Annotated in this window: 4 protein-coding genes; 3 read left to right on the top strand and 1 reads right to left on the bottom strand. The window is 63.7% G+C overall.

Features of this window, described 5'->3' with window-relative positions:
* Positions 1-50 precede the first annotated feature (50 nt).
* From ACVKN3_RS01375 to ACVKN3_RS01365, 3 genes are all read left to right on the top strand, one after another.
* Positions 51-19658 (top strand): LysM peptidoglycan-binding domain-containing protein, encoded by a 19608-nt coding sequence (locus ACVKN3_RS01375; protein ID WP_354512979.1) that lies wholly within the window; start codon positions 51-53, stop codon positions 19656-19658.
* Between the two features lie 15 nt (positions 19659-19673).
* The gene (locus ACVKN3_RS01370) at positions 19674-20009 is read left to right on the top strand and encodes a DUF7668 domain-containing protein (protein WP_354512981.1); all 336 of its coding nucleotides are present in this window, start codon (positions 19674-19676) and stop codon (positions 20007-20009) included.
* 846 nt (positions 20010-20855) lie between these two features.
* Entirely contained in the window at positions 20856-21314 is a 459-nt protein-coding gene (locus tag ACVKN3_RS01365) for a hypothetical protein (protein ID WP_354512983.1), read from the top strand.
* 479 nt (positions 21315-21793) lie between these two features.
* On the opposite strand, the gene ACVKN3_RS01360 is transcribed toward ACVKN3_RS01365, so the two are convergent.
* The gene (locus ACVKN3_RS01360) at positions 21794-22615 is read right to left on the bottom strand and encodes a glycosyltransferase family protein (RefSeq protein WP_354512985.1); all 822 of its coding nucleotides are present in this window, start codon (positions 22613-22615) and stop codon (positions 21794-21796) included.
* Between the last annotated feature and the right edge of the window lie 130 nt (positions 22616-22745).

Genomic DNA, 22745 nt, shown 5'->3' with positions numbered 1-22745 from the left:
GACATCCAATTCGGGGGAATGCAATGGTTGCTGTAATCGCAGGGAATGGCTTGGGTCTGGACAACGCGGCACTGGGCCAGCTCGGCCAGGTCCAGTCCGGTCAGGCGACCGTCGGGCAGGCCGGTGTCGGCCAGTACGTCAACATCGCCACGGGCAACCTGGTCCTCCAGGGGCGCGATGAAGGCATCGTCTTCGACGGCACCCAGCTCGATATCCTGCGTACCTATAACAGCCAGGGCAAGATGGCCGGGACCCACGGTTGGTCCTACGGTCCGTCGCGAAGCATCGGTGGGTTGACCGGCACGGTGAATACGGCCGGCAGCACGGTCACGCGTACCCAGGACGATGGCTCGACCGTGCTTTATGCCTACGACACCGTTCGCGGCGTCTATGTCAGCCAGAACGACGAGGGGACCGAGGATAACCTGGCGTGGACGGCTGCCAAGTCCACCTGGCAGTGGACCGACGGGCAGAGCCGCCAGACCGAGACGTACAACTCGACGGGCAAGATCACCGCGTTGAGCAACCCGGAAACGGGCGCCTCGTTCGCTTTCACCTATACGAGTAACCGGCTGACCTCGATCAAGGCGGCGAACGGCGACCTGCTGACGCTGGCCTACAACGCGTCGGGGCAACTGACCAGCGTGTCGCTGAAGGAAGTTCCCCCGGGGGCCACTGCGGCGATCACCCGGCAGCAGGCCGTCTACGCGTACGATGCGTCCGGCCGGCTGGCGTCCGTAACGACCACTCTCGCCTCGGATACCGCCACCAGCACGCTCAAGTACGTGACGCGCTATACCTACGACGGTACAAGCGACCGCATCGCCTCGATGGTGCAGGGCGACGGCACGACCGTGGGTTATACCTATGTCGCCGACGGCAACGGCACGTACCGTGTCAGCCAGATCGTGATGGGGACGGGCTCGGATGCCCAGACGATGGACTTCGGTTACACCGCGACGGCGACTACCGTGACCGACGCACTCGGTCATGCCTGGACCTACGAACACGACACGGCGGGTAACCTGACCGCGGTCGCCACGCCCGGCGCGGCGGGGCAGGTCGATCGTCAGTCCTACGCGTACGATGCGCACGGCAACCTGGCCTCCGCCACGGATGCGCTGGGTAACGTCACCCGCTATACCTACGATACGCACGGCAACCTGCTCACGGTGGTCGACGCACTCGGCGACACCGTCCGCTACACCTATACTTCGCACAACCAGGTGGCATCACGCACGACGTATGCCACGCCGGCGTCGAACGGCAGCGAGCCCACGGCGGCCAGCGATCCGTCCACGGCCTATTTCCTCTACGACAGCACGGACCGACTCGCCATGTCGCTGGATGCGGTCGGCAACGTGACCGAATACCAGTACGCCGCCTCGACCTTCGGGACGACCATACTGGCGTCGTCCTTGCAGCACCGTGGGGCGGTGTATCCCTCGGACGGAAACAACACACCCGAGTACCCGCCGACGATCGACTCGGTGCAGCACTGGCTGAACGACCCGGGTATCCAGGCCCTGCTGCCGCAGGCCGTCCGCGTGGATTTCAGTTACGACGTACGTGGCCAGGTTTCCGGCCAGACGCACTGGGATACGCTGGACGCCACCGGCAAGGGCGTCACCACGGCGGGAACCGCAACCACAACCACGACGTACGACGCGCACGGGCGCCTTTTGCAGACCGCCACCGTACGTCCGGCCGGCAACGAGATCACCAGCTACGCCTACGATGGGCTGGGTCGACTCGTGTCCGCCACCGATGCCGTGGGTAATCTCACCTCGTACGTCTACTTGGATAACAACAATACGGTCCAGGTCACGCGTGCCGATGGCCTGGTGACCACCCAGGTCCGTAACAGCGCTGGCCTGCTCATCAGTTCGATCGAATCGCCGACTGGCCAGTCGATCCTGACCACGCGGACGCTCTACGACGTCACCGGCCACGCGGTGGCCACCGTCGACGACAAGGGTGTCGCCACGTTCACCTTCTACGATGCGGCAGGTAACGTCACCGCATCGGTGGCCAGCACGAGAAAACTGACTGCCTACACCTACGATGCCCAGGGCAACCGGGTTCGCACCACCAGCTACGGCACGGCCGTCAACACGACGGGCTGGATCGTCAACGGTGCGTTGACCTCGGCGTTTCCCGGCGCGGCGCCGACACCGGCGACGGCCACCAGCGATCGGTCCTCGTGGTCCGTCCGCGACGCGCTCGGGCATGTCGTCGCCACGATCGACACGGCGGGGAAGGTCGTCACCAGCAGCTACGACAGTGTTGGCAACCAGACGTCCACCCTGGCCTACACGACCGCCCTGACGACCGACCAGATGGCGTCCCTGGGTACCAATCCGTCGCTGACGGACATCACGTCCAAGGTGACGGCATCGTCCACGGATAAGACCTCGCTGTTCGTCTACGACGGCGGCACGACGATGCTCGCCACGATCGATTCGACCGGCAAGGTCACGCTGAATACCTACGATGCGCAGAAGCATCTGGTCGCGGCTACGGTCGTCACCAAGTTACTCACCGCGGCACAGCTGCAAGGACTCGGCGCGAGCCCGAAGCTGGCCGACGTCCTGGCGGTGGTGACACGCGGCAGTAGCGACAAGACCTCGCTGTGGATCTACGATCCGGCGGGCCGCCTCGTCGCAACGGTCGACGTGAACCGCAAGGTCGCGCTCATGACCTACGACGCGATCGGTTCGCAGAGCGGTTCGACCGCCGTGACGACGGCGCTGACAGCGGCGCAGCTCACGACCTTGATGACGACGCCTACCCTGGTCACGCTCCAGGCGATGATGGTGACGGGCGACACTGGTACCACCGACCGTATTCTCTTCGATGCGGCGGGCAGGCCGGCGGGAACGGTCACCGGCGGCATCGCCACGATCGACAGCTACGACGCCGCCGGTTTCGTCACGGCCCACACTGTCTATTCGCCCCAGCTCACGTCCGCCCAGACCGCCCAGCTGGACGCCAACCCGACGCTGGCGACGTTGCAGTCGATCACGGGAAGCATGGGCTGGACCCGCTCGATCAACGTCTATGACTCGGCGCATCGCGTGGTCGGCAGCGTGGACGGTTCGGGCCATATCGTCCTGACCAACTACGACAGTGCGGGCCATCTTGCCTCGACCGTCGCTTATTACACCACTGCCGTCGGCCTGGCGGGCATCGGTACCGCGCCCACGCTGTCATCGCTGAAATCCACGGTTCGCGCCAGCGTCTACGATAGCTACACACTCAACGGGTACGACGCGCAGGGCAACCTCGCGGTGTCCGTGGACCATGGCGGTTACGTCGTTGCCTATGCCTACGACGCGAATGGTGTCCAGATCGGGACGAATCACTACAACCAGATCATCCCGTCATCGAAGTTGCCCGACCTGTTCGGCACGCCCACGGTCGCCCAGCTGCTGGCAGCGACGAAAGCCAGTGGTTTCGATTCGATCACCCTGAGCATCCCGACCGGTGACCCGAACGTCACGGTCGACATTACCCCCCAGTACGGGTACGACGCGTCCACGGGCAGTTACGGGTATGGCGGCGCGGTCACCGTGACCACGACCGACCCGGGCACGCATGTCACCGTCGCGGCGGTCTACAACCTGGGAGTCACGCATGGCCAGCTGCAGTCCCTTTTCAACCAGCCGTCTTACGCCACGCTGAAGTCGGTGCTGGGTTCGGCGACAGCGCAGGTTTCCGCGATAACGATCGGCGACGACCTGGGGCGCCCGCTGGCCCGCGTCAACGACTACGACGCGGAGATCTACACCTACGGAGGCGACGGAAGCGTCCTGTCCGACCGGGTCTATTCGAATATCTCCTACAATACGTTCCAGCAGGTCGTGGCGGACCCGCGCATGGCGACGTTGTTGCCGATGCTGCCGGGCGGCTACTACAACCAGTACGCCTACCAGGTCGTCAGCGCGGACGGACGCAGGAGCGTCAGCGTCGATCAGGGTGGTTCCGTGCATGTACAGACCACGGATGCCACGGGCCGTGTCGTGGCAACGATCGATTACGATTCCCTCTTGAGCCGGGCGGATTTCGACCAGCTCGGCATGACGCCCTCGCTGGCCGACATCGACGGCCTGATCGCGAGCCACGCCAGCGCGCATAACCGGATATCGGTCTACGCCAACGATGGCACGTTGTACGCCACGGTCGAGGACGGCGTCGCCACCGCCATGCAGCGGGATACGGCGGGTCAGGTCGTCCGTAGCACGCGCTTCGCCGTGGCGCTGACGACGGCGCAGATATACCGGCTGGCCTCGTCGCCCGACACGGGCACGCTATCGGGCATGCTGCAGGCGACCGTGGCGGACAACGTGACGTTGGTGGTCCGCGATTCCGACGAGCGCCCGGTACTATCCATCGGCAGCGAAGGCAACGTCACCTCGATCACCTACGATGCGGCCGGTCGTGTCCTCTCGACGACGGATTTCGCCAACCATCTTTCCGCGGCGGATCGCGCCGAACTGGGTTCGCAGCCGAGTGCAGCCGCCATCGTCGCGCGCATCGGTCACAGCGATGCCGACGCCATCGCGCTCAATTTCTACGATGCGAACGGCCGCCTCGTCGCGACCGTCGACGCCACGCATCGCGTCACCACGATCCAGTACGACGCCAATGGCCGGCGTATCGCCAGTACGGCGCACGACAAGCTCCTGACCGCCTTGCAGGTCCGCGAGCTGGCCTACGCCCCGTCACTCGACGCGGTCATGGCTGACCTGCGGCGACTGGCCGGTAACGTCCTCACGCAAACCCTGCACGACGCGGCCGGAAGGCCGTCGGCGACGATCGATGCCACCGGCAAGGTCGTCACCATGAGCTACGACGCGCGTGGCAACCTGACGGCGACGACGCGCTATGCCACGGCGTTGTCGACCGATCACGGCTTCATTCCTTCGATGGAAGCGTTGTACGCCGAGTTGCACAGCGCCGACGGGGACGTGACCACCCTCACCGTGTATGACGACGGCAATCGCCCGACGGCTACGGTCGACGGGACCGGGCACATCGCCGTCATGACCTACGACGCCGAGGGCAACCTGCTCAACAACGCGGTTTACTCGACGGTACTGACCCCGGCCCAGGTCGCGTCGCTCGGCCGTACGCCGTCGCTTGCGCAGCTGACCCAGCTCGTGGTCGGGCAGTCGACCCGGGTCATCTACGACGACGCAGGCCAGCCGATCGTCACGGTCGACGGCACGGGTGCGGCGACCTTCCTCTTCTACGATGCCGCGGGTCGCCTGAGCGGAACCATTGCGCCGGGTGGGGCGGTCACCGCGTACACCTACGATGCGGACGGTCACCGTATCGCGCAGACGCAGTACGCAACGCTCGTCTCGACGGCGGGCTGGATGCAATCCGGCTATCCGACCACCCAGCGCCCTATCGCCTTGCCCGTACCGGGCGCCGACGATGCGGATCGCCGGACCGACACGCTGTACGATGCCGCCGGTCGCGTATTCGCGACCATCGACGCCGTCGGCATGGTGACGCTGCTCGACCTGGACGGGGAAGGGCGGACGACACGTAGCACGTCGTTCGCCACGCCGGTGACGGGCGCCGCGCGCATCGCGGCGACCTCGGCAACCGATGCCGACGGGTTGCGCGCCCTGCTTCCCACGACGCCCGTCGACCGCGTTTCGCTGAACGTCTATGACGCCAGCGGCCGTGCGGTCGCATCGGTGGACAGCAACGGCACCATGGTGCTGCGGACCTTCGATGCGCAGGGCAACCTGACCGCGTCCCGCACCGGCATCGTCAGCCTTGACCCCGCGGCCCTTGGCGCGCTGGGCAAGGCGCCCACCTACGCCACCGTCCAGTCCGATTTCAATGCGTCGTGGGACGATGTTCCGTGGCAGGGATACTACGACGGTCAGGGCCGTATCGTCGCGTCCGTGGACGGCGAGGGCGAGGTCACGACCTGGCTCTACGACGACGCCCATCACACGGTGACGCAGACCCAGCATGCCACCCGACTGACCGACAGGACGGCGTTCTACCACGATCGCGCGGCAACCGAGGTGGCGTCCCTGGCGGCCGATCCGGCCGACCGTTCGACGATCACCGTCTACGACGGCATGGGACGCATCGTCTCGGTCACGGACCCATCCGGCGCCGTGACCACGCATCGTTACGACGCAGAGGGCAGGGAGACCCAGTGGCAATTGAGCGGCGGCGGCACGTTCGGTGGCGCCCATGGCTACGACATCTATGGCGACGTGACCTCGACCACCGACGGCAACGGCGAGGTGACCCGGTTCAGCTATGACGGGGCCGGCCGGGTGACGTCGCGAACCGACAGCAACGGATCGACCACCTGGTACTACTACGATGCCGCCGGCAACCTGTCGGCCCAGATCGAAGGCACCCCGGACGCGGCAGGTACCCTCAACGCGCGCGGCGAACTCACGACCTACGCGCACGACGCCTTCGGTCAGGTGGTTTCCACGACCACGGTTGCATCCTTCCTCCCGCTGCACCTGGCGAGCAACGCGGTGGGTGAGGGGTTCGACGCGGCCCGGGCCAGCCTGTCCGACGTACTTTCGGCCGCCGCCGTCGCGCCGTCGCCACTGACCGGTGCTAACCGGACGACCCGTGTCACCTATGACAGCAACGGTCATGTGACCTCCCGAACCGATGGCTCGGGGGTGGTCACGCGCTATGCATACGATGCTTTCGGCGGCCTGGTCCGTTCCGTCCGCGGCGGAGGCGACGCCGATCAGGTCACCACCTACCTGCGGGACAACAGCGGTGCGGTGATCTCCACGACGGAGGCCGCCGGTACCGCACAGGCACGAACCCGCTCGGTGACCTACGACGCGTTTGGCCGTGTCGCCACGTCCACGGACGCGACCGGCCACGTCGTCACCCATACTTACGATCGGGTGGGTCGCCAGGTCAGCGTTTCCGACGTCGTCGAAAACGGAGCCTCCTCGCGAACCACGTCCACGGTCTACGACGCATTCGGGCGCGTCATCACCAGCACCGATGCATTGGGCCACGCGACGACGTATGCCTACGACACCGCGACACGTGCCTCGACCGTGACGACGCCCGAGGGCGTCAGCATGACGTCCGTGGCGGATGCCATGGGTCACGTGGTCAGCGTAACGGACGGCGCGGGTGCCGTGACTCGCTACACCTACGACGGCGAGGGGCGCCTCGTTCACACGGTCGATCCACTCGGGAACGTCGAGGACACGACCTACACCGTGGGCGGCCTGTCGGTGCTGCACAAGGGACCGGGAGGAACCACCCAGGTAACGTACGACGTCGATGGCCGCGTGCTCTCACGGGTGACCGACGTCGGCGGGCTGGCCCTGACGACGAGCTATCGCTACGACGCCATGGGCCGCACGCTGAGCGTGACCGACCCTGCCGGCTCGGTCACGTTGTACAGCTACGATGTCGAGGGGCACGTGCTGTCCGAGTTGCGCGATGCCGGCGGCGTCAACCTCAGCACGTCGTACACGTACGACGCGCATGGAAACGTACTGACCGCCACGATCGGGGGTGGCGATGCCAAATCGGTGACCCGCTACCAGTACGACGTCCTGGACCGGCTGATCGCCAAAACGGTCGACCCGGACGGCCTGAACCTGACCTCCCGCTATGTGTACGACGCCCACGATCGCCTGATTGCCTCGACGGATCCCCAGGCGAACACGACGTACTGGAGCTACGACGATGCCGGTCGGCTGTCGTTCGTCTTTATGCCGGCGGGCCCCGACGGCGCTGGCATGGCGACGCTCACCCGATTCCTCTACGACGGCCTGGATCGGCTGACGCTCACCCGCCACTACGTGACGCTGACCAGGACTGACCTCGTCGCGTCTTATGTTGCCCAGGGCAAGGACATTCCCGACAGCGTGGCATCGGACGTCGACAGCCAGGTATGGTCGAGTGGCGATGCCGCAGCGTATTCCGTCTACGACGCCGACGGCCGCTTAGCGTTCAGCGTGGCGCAGGACGGCCACACGACGGAGTACCGCTACGATGCACTTGGCCGGCAGGTCGTCGTGCTCGAGTACGCCAACAACGTGCGCAGCAACGCCTGGTTTGGTATGGCATCCGAGATCGTCAGCGGGAAGGGCGCCAAGGCGGCCCTCGTCGATGAACTGGTCTCTGCCGGCAACCTCGACGGGAATGCACGCGTTACACGCACGGTCTACGACGCCGATGGTCGCCCGATCTACACGTTGAAGCGGAGCATGGTCGACGGCACGGAAGAGGCCATGATCACGCAGACGAACTACGGAGCGGACGGGCGGATATCGGCAACGGTGCGCTACGCCACCGCTATCCCGATGAATGTCCTCGGGGACGACGTGACCGCGGCGTCGATCGCCACGGCCTTGTCGGCCCATGAGGCGGCAGCCGACGTGCTGACCACGCGTTTCGTCTACGACGGCGCAGGTCGGACGACGGCGCAGATCGATCCCGATGGCGTTGCCAGCTTCACGTTCTACGATCGCCACGGCGACGTGGTGGCCACCGTCGACCGTGCGGGTACGGCCGTGCGTTATCTCCGGGATGGACTGGGCCGGGTGCTGACCACCCGGACCGGGTCGCGGACCGTCGACACGTCCACATGGCTCGCCACCGATGGCAGCCTGACCAGTGCCTACAGCCAGTTCAACGTCGTCTCCACCGAGTACTCCGATCACGGCGTGGTGAATACCTACGACGCGATGGGGCGGCTGTCGACGGTCCAGCACATGTCGGGAAGCTTTTCGTCCGATTCGGCGGGAGACGTGGCCACGTACGCCTACGACGCCGCCTCGCGACTCGTCTCTGTCAGCGACGTCGACAACAGTCACACCGAAGCAACGCGTGTCACCCGCTATTTCTACGACGCCGACGGTCGCCAGACCGGATCGCTCGACGCGGCCGGCTATCTGATGACGTATGCGTACGATGCGGCGGGAAATCGCGTGCGTACCACGGTCTATGCGGAAGCCGTCCTGGCGTCCCATCGAAACGCAGCGTCCCTCGCCGACCTGACGCCTGCGTCGACCGCAAGCGATCGCATCACTCGTACGTTCTACGATTATCGAAACCTGGTGATTGGTACTGTCGATGCGGCTGGCTATTACGAGGCGTTCGAACGCGACGTTCGTGGCGACGTCACGCGGCACACCCAGTGGGATGCTCCGGTCGACGCTGACTCCCGCGACGACCTCCACGCCATCGCCGTGAACTTCGCCGTGCGCGGCGTGCGTGGCTGGAGCAATTCGATCGATCGCGACGCGTTCGGTCGGGTCGTGGCGACGACCAATCTGGAAGGCACGACGAACCGTTACGCCTACGATGAATCCGGGAACCTGATCAGCACCACGCTGGCCGCCGGTACCGACGACGCGCGCACCACTACTTCCACCTACGATGCGCTTGGGCGGCTGACCAGCCAGACCGATGCCCTGGGCGCAACGACCCGCTTCACCTATGACGCGATGGGTCGCCTGGCACGTACCGAATCGCCCGAGGGCCACCTGAGCTGGACCATCTACGATGCGGCCGGTCGAATCCTTTACCTCGTTCGCGGACAGGCGGGTGCCGATGGAACGCCTAATACCGCGGGCGAACTGGTGGCTCGTCATTATGACGCTTTCGGTCAGCTGACCGATGAAGTCCGCTACGCGGATACGATCGTCGTCGATCCGCAGAACCCACCGACACGCGCCTCGATCGAGCATGCCTTGCCTTCGTGGAACTCGGCGACCGGCGATCAAGCCGGTTATACCTCCTACAATTACGACGCGGAAGGTAATCTCACGTATTCGAGCGACGGTTCGTTCGGTACGTCGTACCAGTACAACGCCTTCAACGAAATGAGTCAGACCAGCCATACCGAATATGACTCGGCGGTGACCTACTACCAACACGATGCCGTCGGTCACGTGGTCAACGTGATCGAGGCCCAGCCCAACGGATCGGGCTCCGGCGACTGGGGCAATGCCGGCGGCGGCAGCGTCTACGGCGACATCCTTCGCGAGCAGTACTGGACCTTCGACGCATTCGGCCAGGTAGCCACGCAGACCGACGGCAACGGCGTCGTCACGCAGTACGCCTTCGATGCGCGTGGCGAAGAGCTTACCCGTTCACGAACGGTGGACGGCCAGGTCCGCGTGACCGGTAAGACGTACGATTCCCGCGGCCGGGTCGTGGTCACTACCGATGCGCTCGGGTTACAGACGCACTACGAATACGACGACTACCATCGGACGATGGCCGTCACCGCGCCCGGCGGCTTGACCACCACCATCGCGCACAATCGCGAAGGGCAGACCATCGCCCTCACCGATCCGGCCGGTCGCAGCACGCAGTACGGGTACGATGCCGACGGCCATCTCACCAGCACAACCACCGCCGATGGCGTAGACACGCGCAGCTACGACAGCGAAGGAAACCTCTCGCTAACCGTCGATGCCAGCGGTCGCCGCATCGCCTACACCTACGATGCGGCCGGCCGGGTACTCACGCAGGTGGTCGATCCGCAGGGTCTTGCCTTGACCACGTCCACGCATTACAGCGCGCGTGGCCTGGCCATCAGCGTCACCGATCCCGCAGGCAGGGTGACGCACTACCAGCACGACAGCGCCGGCCGCATGACCCGGATGGCGGTTGCATCGGCGAGCGACCCTTCGTCCGATGTCCTGGACGAGACGTACAGCTACAACTACCTGGGCAAGCTGGCCAGCGAAGAACGCGAGACACGCCAGGGCGCGTTCAGCAGTTCCAAGACCTATGACGGCCTGGGCCGTATGGTCCAGGATTCGCCGATGGAGGGTCCAACGGTCGAGAATGCCTATGACGCCAATGGCAATCTCATTTCCACCCGTGTCGGCGACCAGCAGACGGTCAACTTCTACAACGAAGCGAACGAACTGATCGCCTCGGTGGAGAAGGTGGGGCAGGTATCGGACGGGACGGCCGTTGCAGGCTATGCCCAGCCGACGGGTGGCCGGGTCACGGTGTACACCCGCGATGCCGACGGTCGTCTTCTCGCCGCGACCGTTCGTGGTTCCTTGCTCGACTCGGGCAGTCTCGATCAACTGGGGTATTCCAGCCTGGGCGATACGCCGGCGAGCCGCAGTGCAAGGCTTGCGGCGTTGTCCGCACCCGGTCCGGCGGATCGCACGACCTACTCCGCCTACAATGCCGCGGGGCGCCTCGCGCTGACCATCACGCCTGCCGGCACGGTGACCGACTACACGTACGATGCCGACGGCAACGTCATCAAGCAGTTCGTCAACGCCCGTCCGTCGGCGTTCGCGCCTAACCAGTTCGCGGCGATAGCCGCCGGGCAGGCGGATCCGGATACGATCCTGTACTGGGTCTATGTCGTCCAGGACGCGCATCTGTCGCATGGCGACGTTCGGGTCTTCGACGATGCCGGACGTCTTCGCGTCGACTATCAGGGCGTCGGTCGTTACCAGGACTCCGCCACGTCCGTGCACGAGTACCGTTATGACGGTTCGGGCAACGTCATTGCCGATATCGTCTACCCTGGCACGACCACGGTCACCACCGACTACGCCACCGCGATGTCGAGCCTCGGCGCGCGCACGGACGGGTTGTCGACACGTACGATCTACGACGGTGCGGGCAGGGCGGTCTACATCATCTCGCCGACGGGCTTGGTGACCGCACATGGCTTCGATAGCGACGGTCGGCAGACATCGACCGTATCGTTCGCCCATCCCATCGCGCTCGATGGCGAACCGGACCTTCAGGCCGTGGCGAATGCCGTCGCCGCGGCGAATCCGTTGGCGACGGATCGTCGGACGACGACCACCGTGTACGATGAGCTGAATCGCGTCGTGGCGGTCTACGACGATGCCAGCGCCACGCCTGCCGATCAGTACACGTACGACGCGATGGGCCACAAGGCCTCGCACACCGATCGCGCCGGTCAGATCTGGTCGTACACCTACGACTACAGTGGTCACCTCAGCTCCGAAACCGGCCCGCAGGCCACGGCGACCTTCGTCGACGGAACCGGCCGGTTGACGACGAAGACCGGTCCGGTCGTCAAGCAATACAGCTACTCGGCGAATGGCTTCCTCCTTTCGCAAACCACCGGCGGCGACGGCAGCCCGCAGCGATACGTCGGCTACACTCGCGACCTGGAAGGCAACCTCATAGGCACCTACCAGGGCGTCGCGAACACGGGTGATATCGCTGTCGGCGACGTCGCGTACACGGGAGCCCCATCGTCCACGGCAGCGCAGCTGGATGTCTTCGGCAACGCGGTGGTGACCCGTAACGGGGCCGGGCTACTCAGCTACGCGGTCTACGACGCGGACGATCGACCGATCTACCAGGTCGATCCCGATGGCTATGTCACCCGTTACACCTACGACTCCCAGGGACGCCAGACCGAGCTTCGCCGGTACGCGCAGCGAATCGATCTGGGGCAGCTAGCCGGGTGGTCCAGCGGCACGCCGGTCACGCGCGCGCAAGTCGAGTCGATCCTGGTCGGTTCGGCACAGGACCGCCTCATCGCTACCACCTTCGACGCCGCTGGGCGCAAAGTGCGCGTCGAGCAGTCCGACGGCAACGGTTACGGCAGCAACGACGAGGTTACCACGTTCACCTACGACGGCTTTAACCACCTTACGACGCAGTCCGTGGTCGTCGGTGGCGGACGTACCGCCGTCACCTCGATGTTCTACGACGCTGATGGCCGCAAGACCATCCAGATGGACCCGGAAGCGTATGCGACCACCTGGACGTACGATGGCTTCGGCGAAGTGGTCTCCACGACGGAATGGGCCACCGCGCAAGCCTGGGACCCCTCGATGGGTCGCCCCGATCCGTCCGGCTTCGTGTCGAGCCAGCAGGATCGCATCAGCCTCACGCAATACGACGCCGCGGGTAGGAAGACCGCCGACTCCATCTCGCGTACCTACGTGGATGCGTCGGGTACGACCGTCCATGGGCTGGTCGAGACCGACTACGGCTACGACCTGCTTGGTCGCGTCACCACGATGACCTCGCAGGGTCGCACCATCGCGACGACCTACGATGCCTACGGCCGGACGCTGTCCATCACGGCACCCGAGCAGCGCGTGCTCGTCGACAACTGGAAGGACCTGCTGGCCACCGACGGCACGCTGACCCTTGCCAGCGACGCGCTCTATCGCTCGGCCTCGCAGGTGGTCTCCTATGGCTACGACTGGCTGGGCTATGCCACCGTCGAGACCCACGGCGCCACGGGCACCGCGGCCGGCGTCTCCACGGTGCGTCGCTACGACTACGCCGGCAACGTCATCGCCAGCGTCGTCCAGGCGGCCGGCGCGAAGCCGTCGTTCGAGGGCAACCCGAACGCGACGTTCAACACCTACGATACGTCGGGTCGTTTGACCGAGACGTTGTCCTACCTGGACCAGGAAGGCGGGACGCCATCCGAGGTCCGCACCCGGTACGCCTACGACGACGCGGGCCGTCTGGTCAGCACGATCGTATCGCGCGGCGGTGTCGTCGAGCACGCCAAGGTCGATGTATACGACGGCTTTGGCGAAGTGATCGCATCGGGTGATGGTGTATCCGTCACCGTGCAATCGACGTACGATAACGCCGGTCGTCTGCTCACCACCACTGATCCGAAGACCGGCGCCGTCACCTCGTACACCTATGACCTGGCCGGGCATCGGGTCTCGTCTCGTTCCCTGGTGACCGGCGGTGGCGATGCCGCCGTCACGAGCATCGCCTACGACCTGGACGGTAACGTCGTAAATCGCACGATGCGACGTGCCAGCGACAATGCCGTCGTCAGTTCGGTGACGGCTTCCTACGATCGGTGGGGCAATGTGCTTTCGTCGACGGATGCCCGGGGCGCGACCACCGGTTACACCTACGACGAGCGCAATCAATGGCTGAGCCGCACGGGACCGGCCGTGGCGGTGGTCGATGCCCATGGTGTATCGACGTGGACAACTACCACCAGCACCAACGGTTACGACGCGAACGGCGCGCTGGTGCGCAGCACCGACGAGAACGGCAATGTCACGCTGACGTTGCGCGACGCGGCGGGTGCCGTCGTCGGCATGGTGGACGGGGCGGGCGTTCGCGTCTGGACCGGCTACGACGCGCTGGGCAACGACGTTGCCGAACAGAGCGGAAGCGGCCACCTCACCTTCAAGGACCTCGACACCCAGGGGCATGTGATCCGCGAAGGCGACTTCGGTGACGACACGGGGTCCACGCGCGTGGCGACCTGGCGCCAGGTCTACGTGGTGGACCAGGCGGGCAACCGGCTCACCACGTACGACGGGCTGGGTGCGGCGTACCTGCAGGCAGGCGATACCGCCAACGCCGTGCTTCACGCCAACTTCTACGGCTACGACAGCCAGGGCCACGTGGTGTGGAGCCAGAGTGGCGTACAACGTGCCGCCACGCTCGCCAACCAGAACGCCGCCCCGGCACCGACCATCGCGCAGCCGCGCAACCTCGACTTCGAGCAAGGTGGCCTGGCCTGGTTCTCCGAGGCCGATGCCACCGCCGGCTGGACCTACGCCAACGGCACGGCGGTCTATAACGGCACGTCGCGCGACACCAGCATCCTGGTCAACCAGGACCGCGTGCCCGTCACCCCGGGAAAGCAGATCTCCGCCTGGGCCGACGTCGAATCCGTGGGCAATCACGGCGGCGCGGCCGTGGACCTGCGCTGGTTCGATGCCAACGACAACCCGATCGGCGACAGTGGCGGCAACATCCAGACCGTCGACGAGGGTCGCGGCATCTCGCGGGTCACCGGGACGGCACCCGCCGGTGCGGCCTACGCCCGGATGGGCGTGAGCGCGACCAACTACTCCGACCCCGACCGGCACATCACCGTCTATGGGACCGGTTGGGATTACTCCCCGCCGGTCGACCAGCTCTCCCCGGGACTGACCAACTCCATCTTCGTCGACCTGTCCAAGGACAGCTTCAGCCTACAGCCGCTCAATCCCGGCTTCGAGAACGGCGACAGCGGCTGGGACAAGACCGAAGGCTGGTCGATCATCCAGAGCAGCAACGCGGATGGCGGCAAGTGGGAGGCGGTGTACAAAGGCACCACGCCGCGGACGATGACCAACCAGAACCATGCGCCGGTCGTTCCCGGCCAGAGCATCACCGCCAAGGCCTCCATCGCCCTGGACAAGCCCAGCGGCAGTTCGCCGGCGGGCGCGGTGCTGTTGCTGTGGTTCGATGCCAACCACAACCTGATCGGCTACGACAGCAGCGACGCCATCACCAAGGGCGACCAGGGCCGCTACGCCGTGGTGTCGGTCACGGCGGTGGCGCCTAACGGTGCCGCCTACGCGACGGTCGGCCTCAGTGGCAATGGTGACGGTGACGGCGCCGCCGTGTTCGATTCGGTGGAGTGGGACTACAAGTACATTCCGGTCGCGCAGTCCGGCGGGTACATCAACCGCTTCACCTACGACCGCGACGGCAACCTGGTCGCGCAGATCGACGCCGACGGCAATATGCAGAGCTGGACGCGCGACGCGCAGGGCCGGGTGGTCCAGCACACCGACATGTCCGGTGCCACTTACCAGTACACGTACGACGGATCCAGCGGCCTGCTGGTATCGGAAAGCGACGACTGGGCGAGCAAGGCCCTGGCCGGTACGACCCGCCCCGGCTACGTGACCACCCCGGTGGGTACCGGCAACACGACCACCTACAGCTACAACGAAGCCGGGCAGGTCACGCTCATCGCGCACGGCGACGGCTCGTCGTACAGCTACACCTACGATGCCAACGGCAACCAGATCGAACAGCGGGCGTCGACGGTCGACGGCAACGGTGCGGCGGTCCAGACCCTGACCCGTACGACCTACGACAGCCATAACCGTATCGTGGAGGTCGATACCGACGACGGCACCGCGTCGATGAAGGAGACCTTCGCATACGACGCGGTCGGCAACCGACGCAACATCAGCGCGCTGGTGATTCGCCAGGGCGTCAGCACGGACAACGGCACGGTCTGGTACGACTACGACGGTGACAACCGGGTCACGGTGTCGGCGGGCCAGCTCAAGGACGGCACGATCGTCGTGGCCAGTACCGATACGTCCTATGCGCTGGGCTATGACGCCGACGGCAATGCCGCCACGCGCCTGACGATGGACCGTTACGGCACACTGCGCATCCAACAGAGCGTGTACGACGGCCGTCATCAGCTGGTGCGTGCCGACTATGCCAAGGTGGTGGGCGGCACCGATCAGGGCGTGGCCGAAACGCGCACCTACGACGCCGCCGGTCACGTCGTCACCGACAACCAGTACTACGCGCTGGGGACCACGGCCAACAAGCGCTACAACGCCAAGACCGACCCGGACAGCCCGTATTACATCGGCAACGGTGCGGGTAGCACGCCGGGCAACGACATCGGCGGCCGGCTCTCGACCGCGACGATCACCCGCTACGACACCTACGGCCGCCTCGCCGAAGAGCAGACCTTTGGTCACGATACGTACTGGGACGGCACCAACGGCGCGACCACGCCGGGCGCGGTGCCCGATGCCAACGCCACCAGCTATGCAGGCATGACCTTGCAGAACGCGGTGCTGTACCAGGGCACCGGTGGCAGCGCCGCGTACGATGCCATGGGCAACGTGGTGTTCTACCGGTACCAGAACAGCGCCAACCGGATCGACCAGTACACGGTCACGTACCTGAAAAAGGACGATTACCTGGAATCGGCCACCAGCGGCCAGAACATCTCCAACACGCCCAACGTGCGCCCGGCCACGGACGAGAGCTACTACAACGTCCGCGGCGAGCGTGTCGCGATCGCGCAGCACACCCAGTACGCCGGCGGCACGGTGGCCGACACGGTCCGCGTGTTCGCCTACGACGGCAACGGGCAGATCGTCAGCCGTCGCGACGGCACCGCCAGCGGCGACACCATCGACCAGGGCACCGGCACGGCGGCCGCGCAGCGCAACAACCACTTCGTCTACGTCAACGGCCAGCAAGTGGGCCATTACGACAACGACAAGTCCCTGGACGTGCTGAGTCAGGTCACCGCGTTCTCCAGCGGCAACAGCACGGGCGACTACGTGGTGCAGGAAGGGGACACGTTGAAGTCGATCGCGCAGGCGGTCTACGGCAACGCGAGCCTGTGGTACGTCATCGCCCAAGCCAATGCGCTGGGTGGCGACAACGAACTGGCCACGGGCCTGTCGCTGACGATCCCGGCGGTGACCACCAACCAGAACGATGCGACCACGTTCAAGCCGTACAACCCCAGCGAGATCCAGGGCAGCACCACGCCTAACCTGCCGGTGATCGCGCCGCCTCCGCCGCCGCCGAAGCAGCATTGCAACGTGGTGGCGACGATCATCGTGATCGCGGTGGTCGTGGCGGCCTCGTTCGTCGTCGGTCCGCTGGCCGCCGCTGCGTTGAACAGCACGCTGGCCGGAGTCGCGGTCGGCGCGGCCGCGGGTAGCGCCGCCGGTCAGCTGGCCGGCGATGCGCTGGGCACGCACCAGGGCTTTTCGCTGGGCGAGGTGTTCACGGCCGCGGCGACGGCCGTGGTCACCACGGGCGTGGGGCAGTACCTCAGCACGACGAGCGAGGCGGCCAGTGCGGCGCAAGCCGGCGAGAGCGTCTCGACGGCGACCGCCACGGCCGGCACGCTCAGTTTCGCGGGTCGTGCGATACAAGCCGCCGCCGGGTATGTGGCCCAGGACGTGGCCGGCAAGCTGGTGGGCCAGCATGAACACTTCAGCTGGGCGGGATTGGTGTCGAGCAGCCTTGCCGCGGGAGTAGGCGGCGAGTTCGGACCGACGCCGTCACAGATCCAGACGGGCCTCGTGAACGGTTCGGACTTGCAGATCGGTGCCGGGACCCTGGTGGCCGGCGTGGTCCAACGCGAGACGAGCCGTGCGCTGGGCGACGACCATGTACCGAGTCTGAAAAACATCGAGGAGCAGATCGTCGGCAACTATGTGGGCGCCGCGCTCGGAAGCCGTTTCGGCGGTGGATCCGAGGCAACTTTCGACCAGGATGCGCTGGAACAACGCGTCAACGGCGGGATCGCGATGGAGGAGGCGCGGCTTGGGGATGACATCGAGGGAAGTACGGGTGCGTCGCTGCGGGGGTACTTCGCTGCCACGAACGGCCAAGCCGCCAGTACGCTGGACACTGCCCTCAGTCAGATAGGGCTGACGCCGTCCGTTGGCGTTCCCGGCACCAACTTCGGCGTGTCATCGGGCAGTGTCTATCTAGGGGCTGACGTCTCACGCCCGGATACCTCGCTGAATCGCTATCTGGTCGCGCCCGACTCGCAGGAATACTGGGGTGGCAACGGACACGCGACCGCCGGTGACTTTTACGCGGTGAAGGGTTCTGCGCTTCCCGACCCGGAGAAGCCGTCCAACCGGATCGACTTCAGCAAATTCCCTGTCGACAATCGCCCGGTCGCACGTTCGCTGCCCCCGATCACCGGCGTGACCAGCATCATGCCGGATATCGGGGAGCCGGACACGACCTTCCAGATCGACGGCCCTTCGTTCGATACGTCTTTCGTCACCCACGCACCGGACTTGACGTCGGTTGATTCAACGAGTCCGGAGTACAACGCCTTCTTGGGTGGCGCAGCCCGTGCGGCGGGCTCGCTTGCCGGTATCGGTGAGTCCATCTACGACGTAGCTCGTGGCTTGACCAACGTGGGTGGCCTGCTGGGCTCGGCATACGTGGAACGTATCGCCGGACGAGGCGGAGTGAGCGATGCGCTCTTCAATGTCCATACCGACGCCTTCGACGGGGCGGCCGATCGTCTGGGTAGCGGCCTCGTGCAGCTCGGTAGCGCGGCGGCGGCATTTGCGCGACATCCGGTCGACCAGACAGCCAACTACGTGGGTCGTCTGAAGGGCGATCTGGACCATGCGGCTGCACTGAGCGATTCGACTCGGTATGCCGATCAGTTCGACTCGGGACGAGCGTTCGGCAAGTTGGCCGGTGAGGTCGCGATGGATATCGACGGCGGCACCGCGTTGGCCAAGGCAGGTATCGGCGTGAGCCGCGTGGCGGGGAGCTTCACTGCCGACGCGTTGTCGACGATGACGTACAGCCGTTCCACGGGTGTGACCTTCGAGGCCGGTTCCGGGCGTTTCGCGTTGCGTTCGCCGTTCTATCCGTTGGAAGGCTTCACGCCCACGTCGCTCAACACGCCCGTCGTGCTGCCGGTGGGGGTGCGCTCGCCTGTCGTGCGGCTGGCGGAAGATATTGTACCTGTTAACTTGACGGATATTGCTACACAGCCGACCGGGCCAGTTACTACGGCAGTAGGCTCACTTCGCTCTCTCGGTCTGAAAGATGCTCATCACGTAATACAAGACGCAGCCGTTCGTGATTTACCCGGTTACAACACGAGGCTTGCTCCCGGGGTACAACTGGAAGGTCCTTCGACTCTGGAAGGCTCTCAGCATTACAATGCTACTCAGGCGCAGCGAGTTATCGGGGGCGGTACATATGGTGCAGAACGTCAAATTGCTTATACTGCATTGATTGATGCTGGTTATACCGATGCTATGGCAAATCAGGCTCTTCGCGAAGCTGATCTGTACTTCAAAAGTATTGGGGTTACGACCGAAACACCTACCCGAATCCCTGGAAATCGTCGTTAGTAAGGAGAATGAGTGATGAACGAAAATATTGAATCTTCTGCTATTCAAGTCGCCAATCTTATTTCATGCGGAGAGTATGACCAGGCTCTGGGTTTTTGCTCGAGTTCTCGCCTTAAAGAGAGTGATTTGGATAAAGTTATTAAAGAATATGGTCGTACATTGGTAAAGGTAAAATTAGACGCCAATGATTTGGATATTGTATACGTTGATGGTAGTTCGCCGCCTGCTTGGTCCATCAGAGTGCCCTTGAATACCGTTGAAGAGGGTCGTTCGGACTTAACTCTTGAATTAACAGTGATAAAAAATCATGAAGGAAATTCAGTAGAACTTGATGATCTGCGAGTGCTATAAGTCGAGATCAGCTTGATCGGATTCCTTAAATAATTAAAAGCGTAACTTTCACGATAGGGATGGGGGCGAGGTCCAATACATATCCTGACCGCCTCCTTGAACGGCTCTGAGTTACAGGTGGGCGCCGGCATGCTGGTTGTCGACTTGGCCATAGTCACGCGGCGCTGAGGACACCACGTAACTGTCGCTCTACGACTATCGCAGCTCGCCGGGCGGCAATCTAAGCGCGTTCCAGAAAAGCGAATTGCTCTCCACCTTCGGCAGCAGACGTAACGCCGGCTTCGGTGGCGCGACCGACAGGCCTAGCGAGAACATCAGACCAGTCACGCCGCGGACGGATTCCGTCTGCCGCACGCGACAATGGCGTCGCGCAGTCGTGACGCCGAGAAGGGCTTGCCGTCAACCGCAGTGATCGTCAGGCCCTCGACGAGTCCCGCCTTGAAGGCGGGGCCTTCCCAAAGAACCTCGAGAACATGGCCTTTCGAATCGGTCTCGTGAAGTAGTAGGCGACAATTTGGAACACGACCATATACCATCGTTCGCGGCGATACGTGCGGCAGCAGAAATCGAAAATGGCGGCCCGTTGACGAAAGCGCAGCTTTCAAAGCTATATACTAGCGCGGTGGCAGTTGAAGTACCTCGTAATGTGCATTTGAGCGGAGCGACTTATGGTGGACGAAACACTTCTTTACAGATTGGTGCGGACGCGAAGAATCTTCGAGGTGCTATAGATCGAGATACCTCTGTGCTACGGAATAATTTGCTAAGTAGAGGCTATTCATCCGATGCGATTGCGGCAGCTATTCAGAAAATCTACGACAAGAATAGAGAGCTAGGAATTCGCTAATGAATGTTCATTGGGATGATTTTTTAGAAGCAGTTGGGTGTACTGAAGATTCACTGCAGATCACTAAGCTCGTAGAAAATTTAGGAGAGTTACCCGAGGTATCTTCGACTCACAGTGAGTACAATGATCCTGATGGCGAGACCAAGTTTTATCAATTCACGAAATCAGGGGTTGAACTCGGTTTTCGGTCTAGAAAGTTAAGCCATGCTCATTTTTTTTTAAAGCCTGACGAGGGCTATTCTTCTTATCAGGGGCCCCTCCCCAATACGATTTCCGTAACGTCTGATGTAGATAGTTTGTTCAGTTATTACGGAAATCCCGAAGTTGAAGGAGGTGGTAGTTTCGGCATATTGGGGTATGTAAGAAAGTGGGTGCGTTACGACTTTGTTACGTATGCTTTACGGTTTGAATTGTCTGACGAAGGTTTTTTGCAAAAAATAACCATTATTGGTAAATAATAATAATATGGGGTTTGATTTAAGGTTGTAGCAGCATAATTCTAGTCAATTACGCCGGTCGGGCGCGCTCCTTGCTTAACTAGCGCCCTGGAAAGTAGCGGATCGCACAGCAGGCCCAGCACTAATGGCTACGCTTCGGCGCTGACCGGTGGGGTTAGCTACGCCGGTAATGCGTTCATCGGCGGATCGACGTCCCCCCAATTTTGAGTAGCGGCCTGTTTTGAGTCCGAAATCGCTGTAACTGTTTTGCGTAGGCGGGCGTCAGTTCGCCCAATGATGTTGTCTACGCGGCCAGGCGGTATGTGAACGACGCCTCGTGTCACCAGGACATCAAGCGCACTGGATACGCTCGGCATGGAGCAGGCTTCTTCGGTGCAACGGGATTCGCCGGCGATTTCGTCGCCTTGGCGAAACGTATCGTCGATCGTGCGACAGAAACGCCTCCGTGACCGATACAGCCGTTCCTTGGGATCTTCGTTCTACCAGTATTCTGCAAACGACGAATGCTCCTTCGCTCCCGCCGACATATGCACCAACGCAATCGGCCTGCCAGCGGGACCGGGTTCCATAAATTCCTGCGTGATGGGATGACGTGTCGGCAGGCCCAAGTGGCACAGCCAATTGCAGATCGCGGGCAGGGCAGTCACGGGTAGCGAATGCGTGTGGATCGCTTCATTCAACGCCGTCTGGTCGCAGACAAGCATGCCTCGGGTTGCGCGTAGTCCTACGCGAAATGTGTCCGCCCAGGCCGTCCAATGAGGTCCGTCCGCGGTGATCGCGAAGACGCCTGCGTTGTAGTACGGCTGCCACGAGAGTCGCCGCGCGCTTTCGTTGCCAAAGTATGCGTGCAAACGGTCAGCCCGCCAGCGTGCGGATGACTCGGTGTGTCGGTACGCATGATGTACCTGCGGAACGATGGCCATGCCGCTGTGACGCGCCGCGTCGACGAGCCAGTCGATAACGATGGTGCGCTGGATGTGTATGTCTGCATCGAGCCAGATGTACACGTCGTAGCCGGGAAAATAGTCGCGCAGGAAGGGGCGCGCCGTCAGTGCGCGCAGGTGGGGTTGCGAGTGACGCAGCGAGTGACCTACGTCGAGGTCCCATCGTGGTTCGACCCTCTGCGAAAGCATGGGCGAGAGGTCCGCGATCGTGCATTCCGATAGACCCAGATCGACACAGGCGAGGTCGTAGCCGATGTCGCCTCGTGCGCTCCACAGTGCACCGACGAGTCGGCGCAGTGGTTTCGCGAAAGCCTCGTCTGCTCCGGTTACGACGATGACGCGCAGTGCTGGTGTCATGACGGGAGTGGCCAGGAGACGGCACCTGGTATCGATGGGTCGCGGACTTTATGACGTGGGAGGGCCATCGTTATTTCTTTTCCGAGACGGGTTCGTGGCGCGCTCGCGATCATCGCAGAGACGATCGATG

It is taken from the genome of Luteibacter sp. PvP120, from assembly GCF_054055715.1.
Note: the sequence above shows the minus strand (reverse complement) of the source record. Positions and strands in the feature narration are given on the sequence as shown.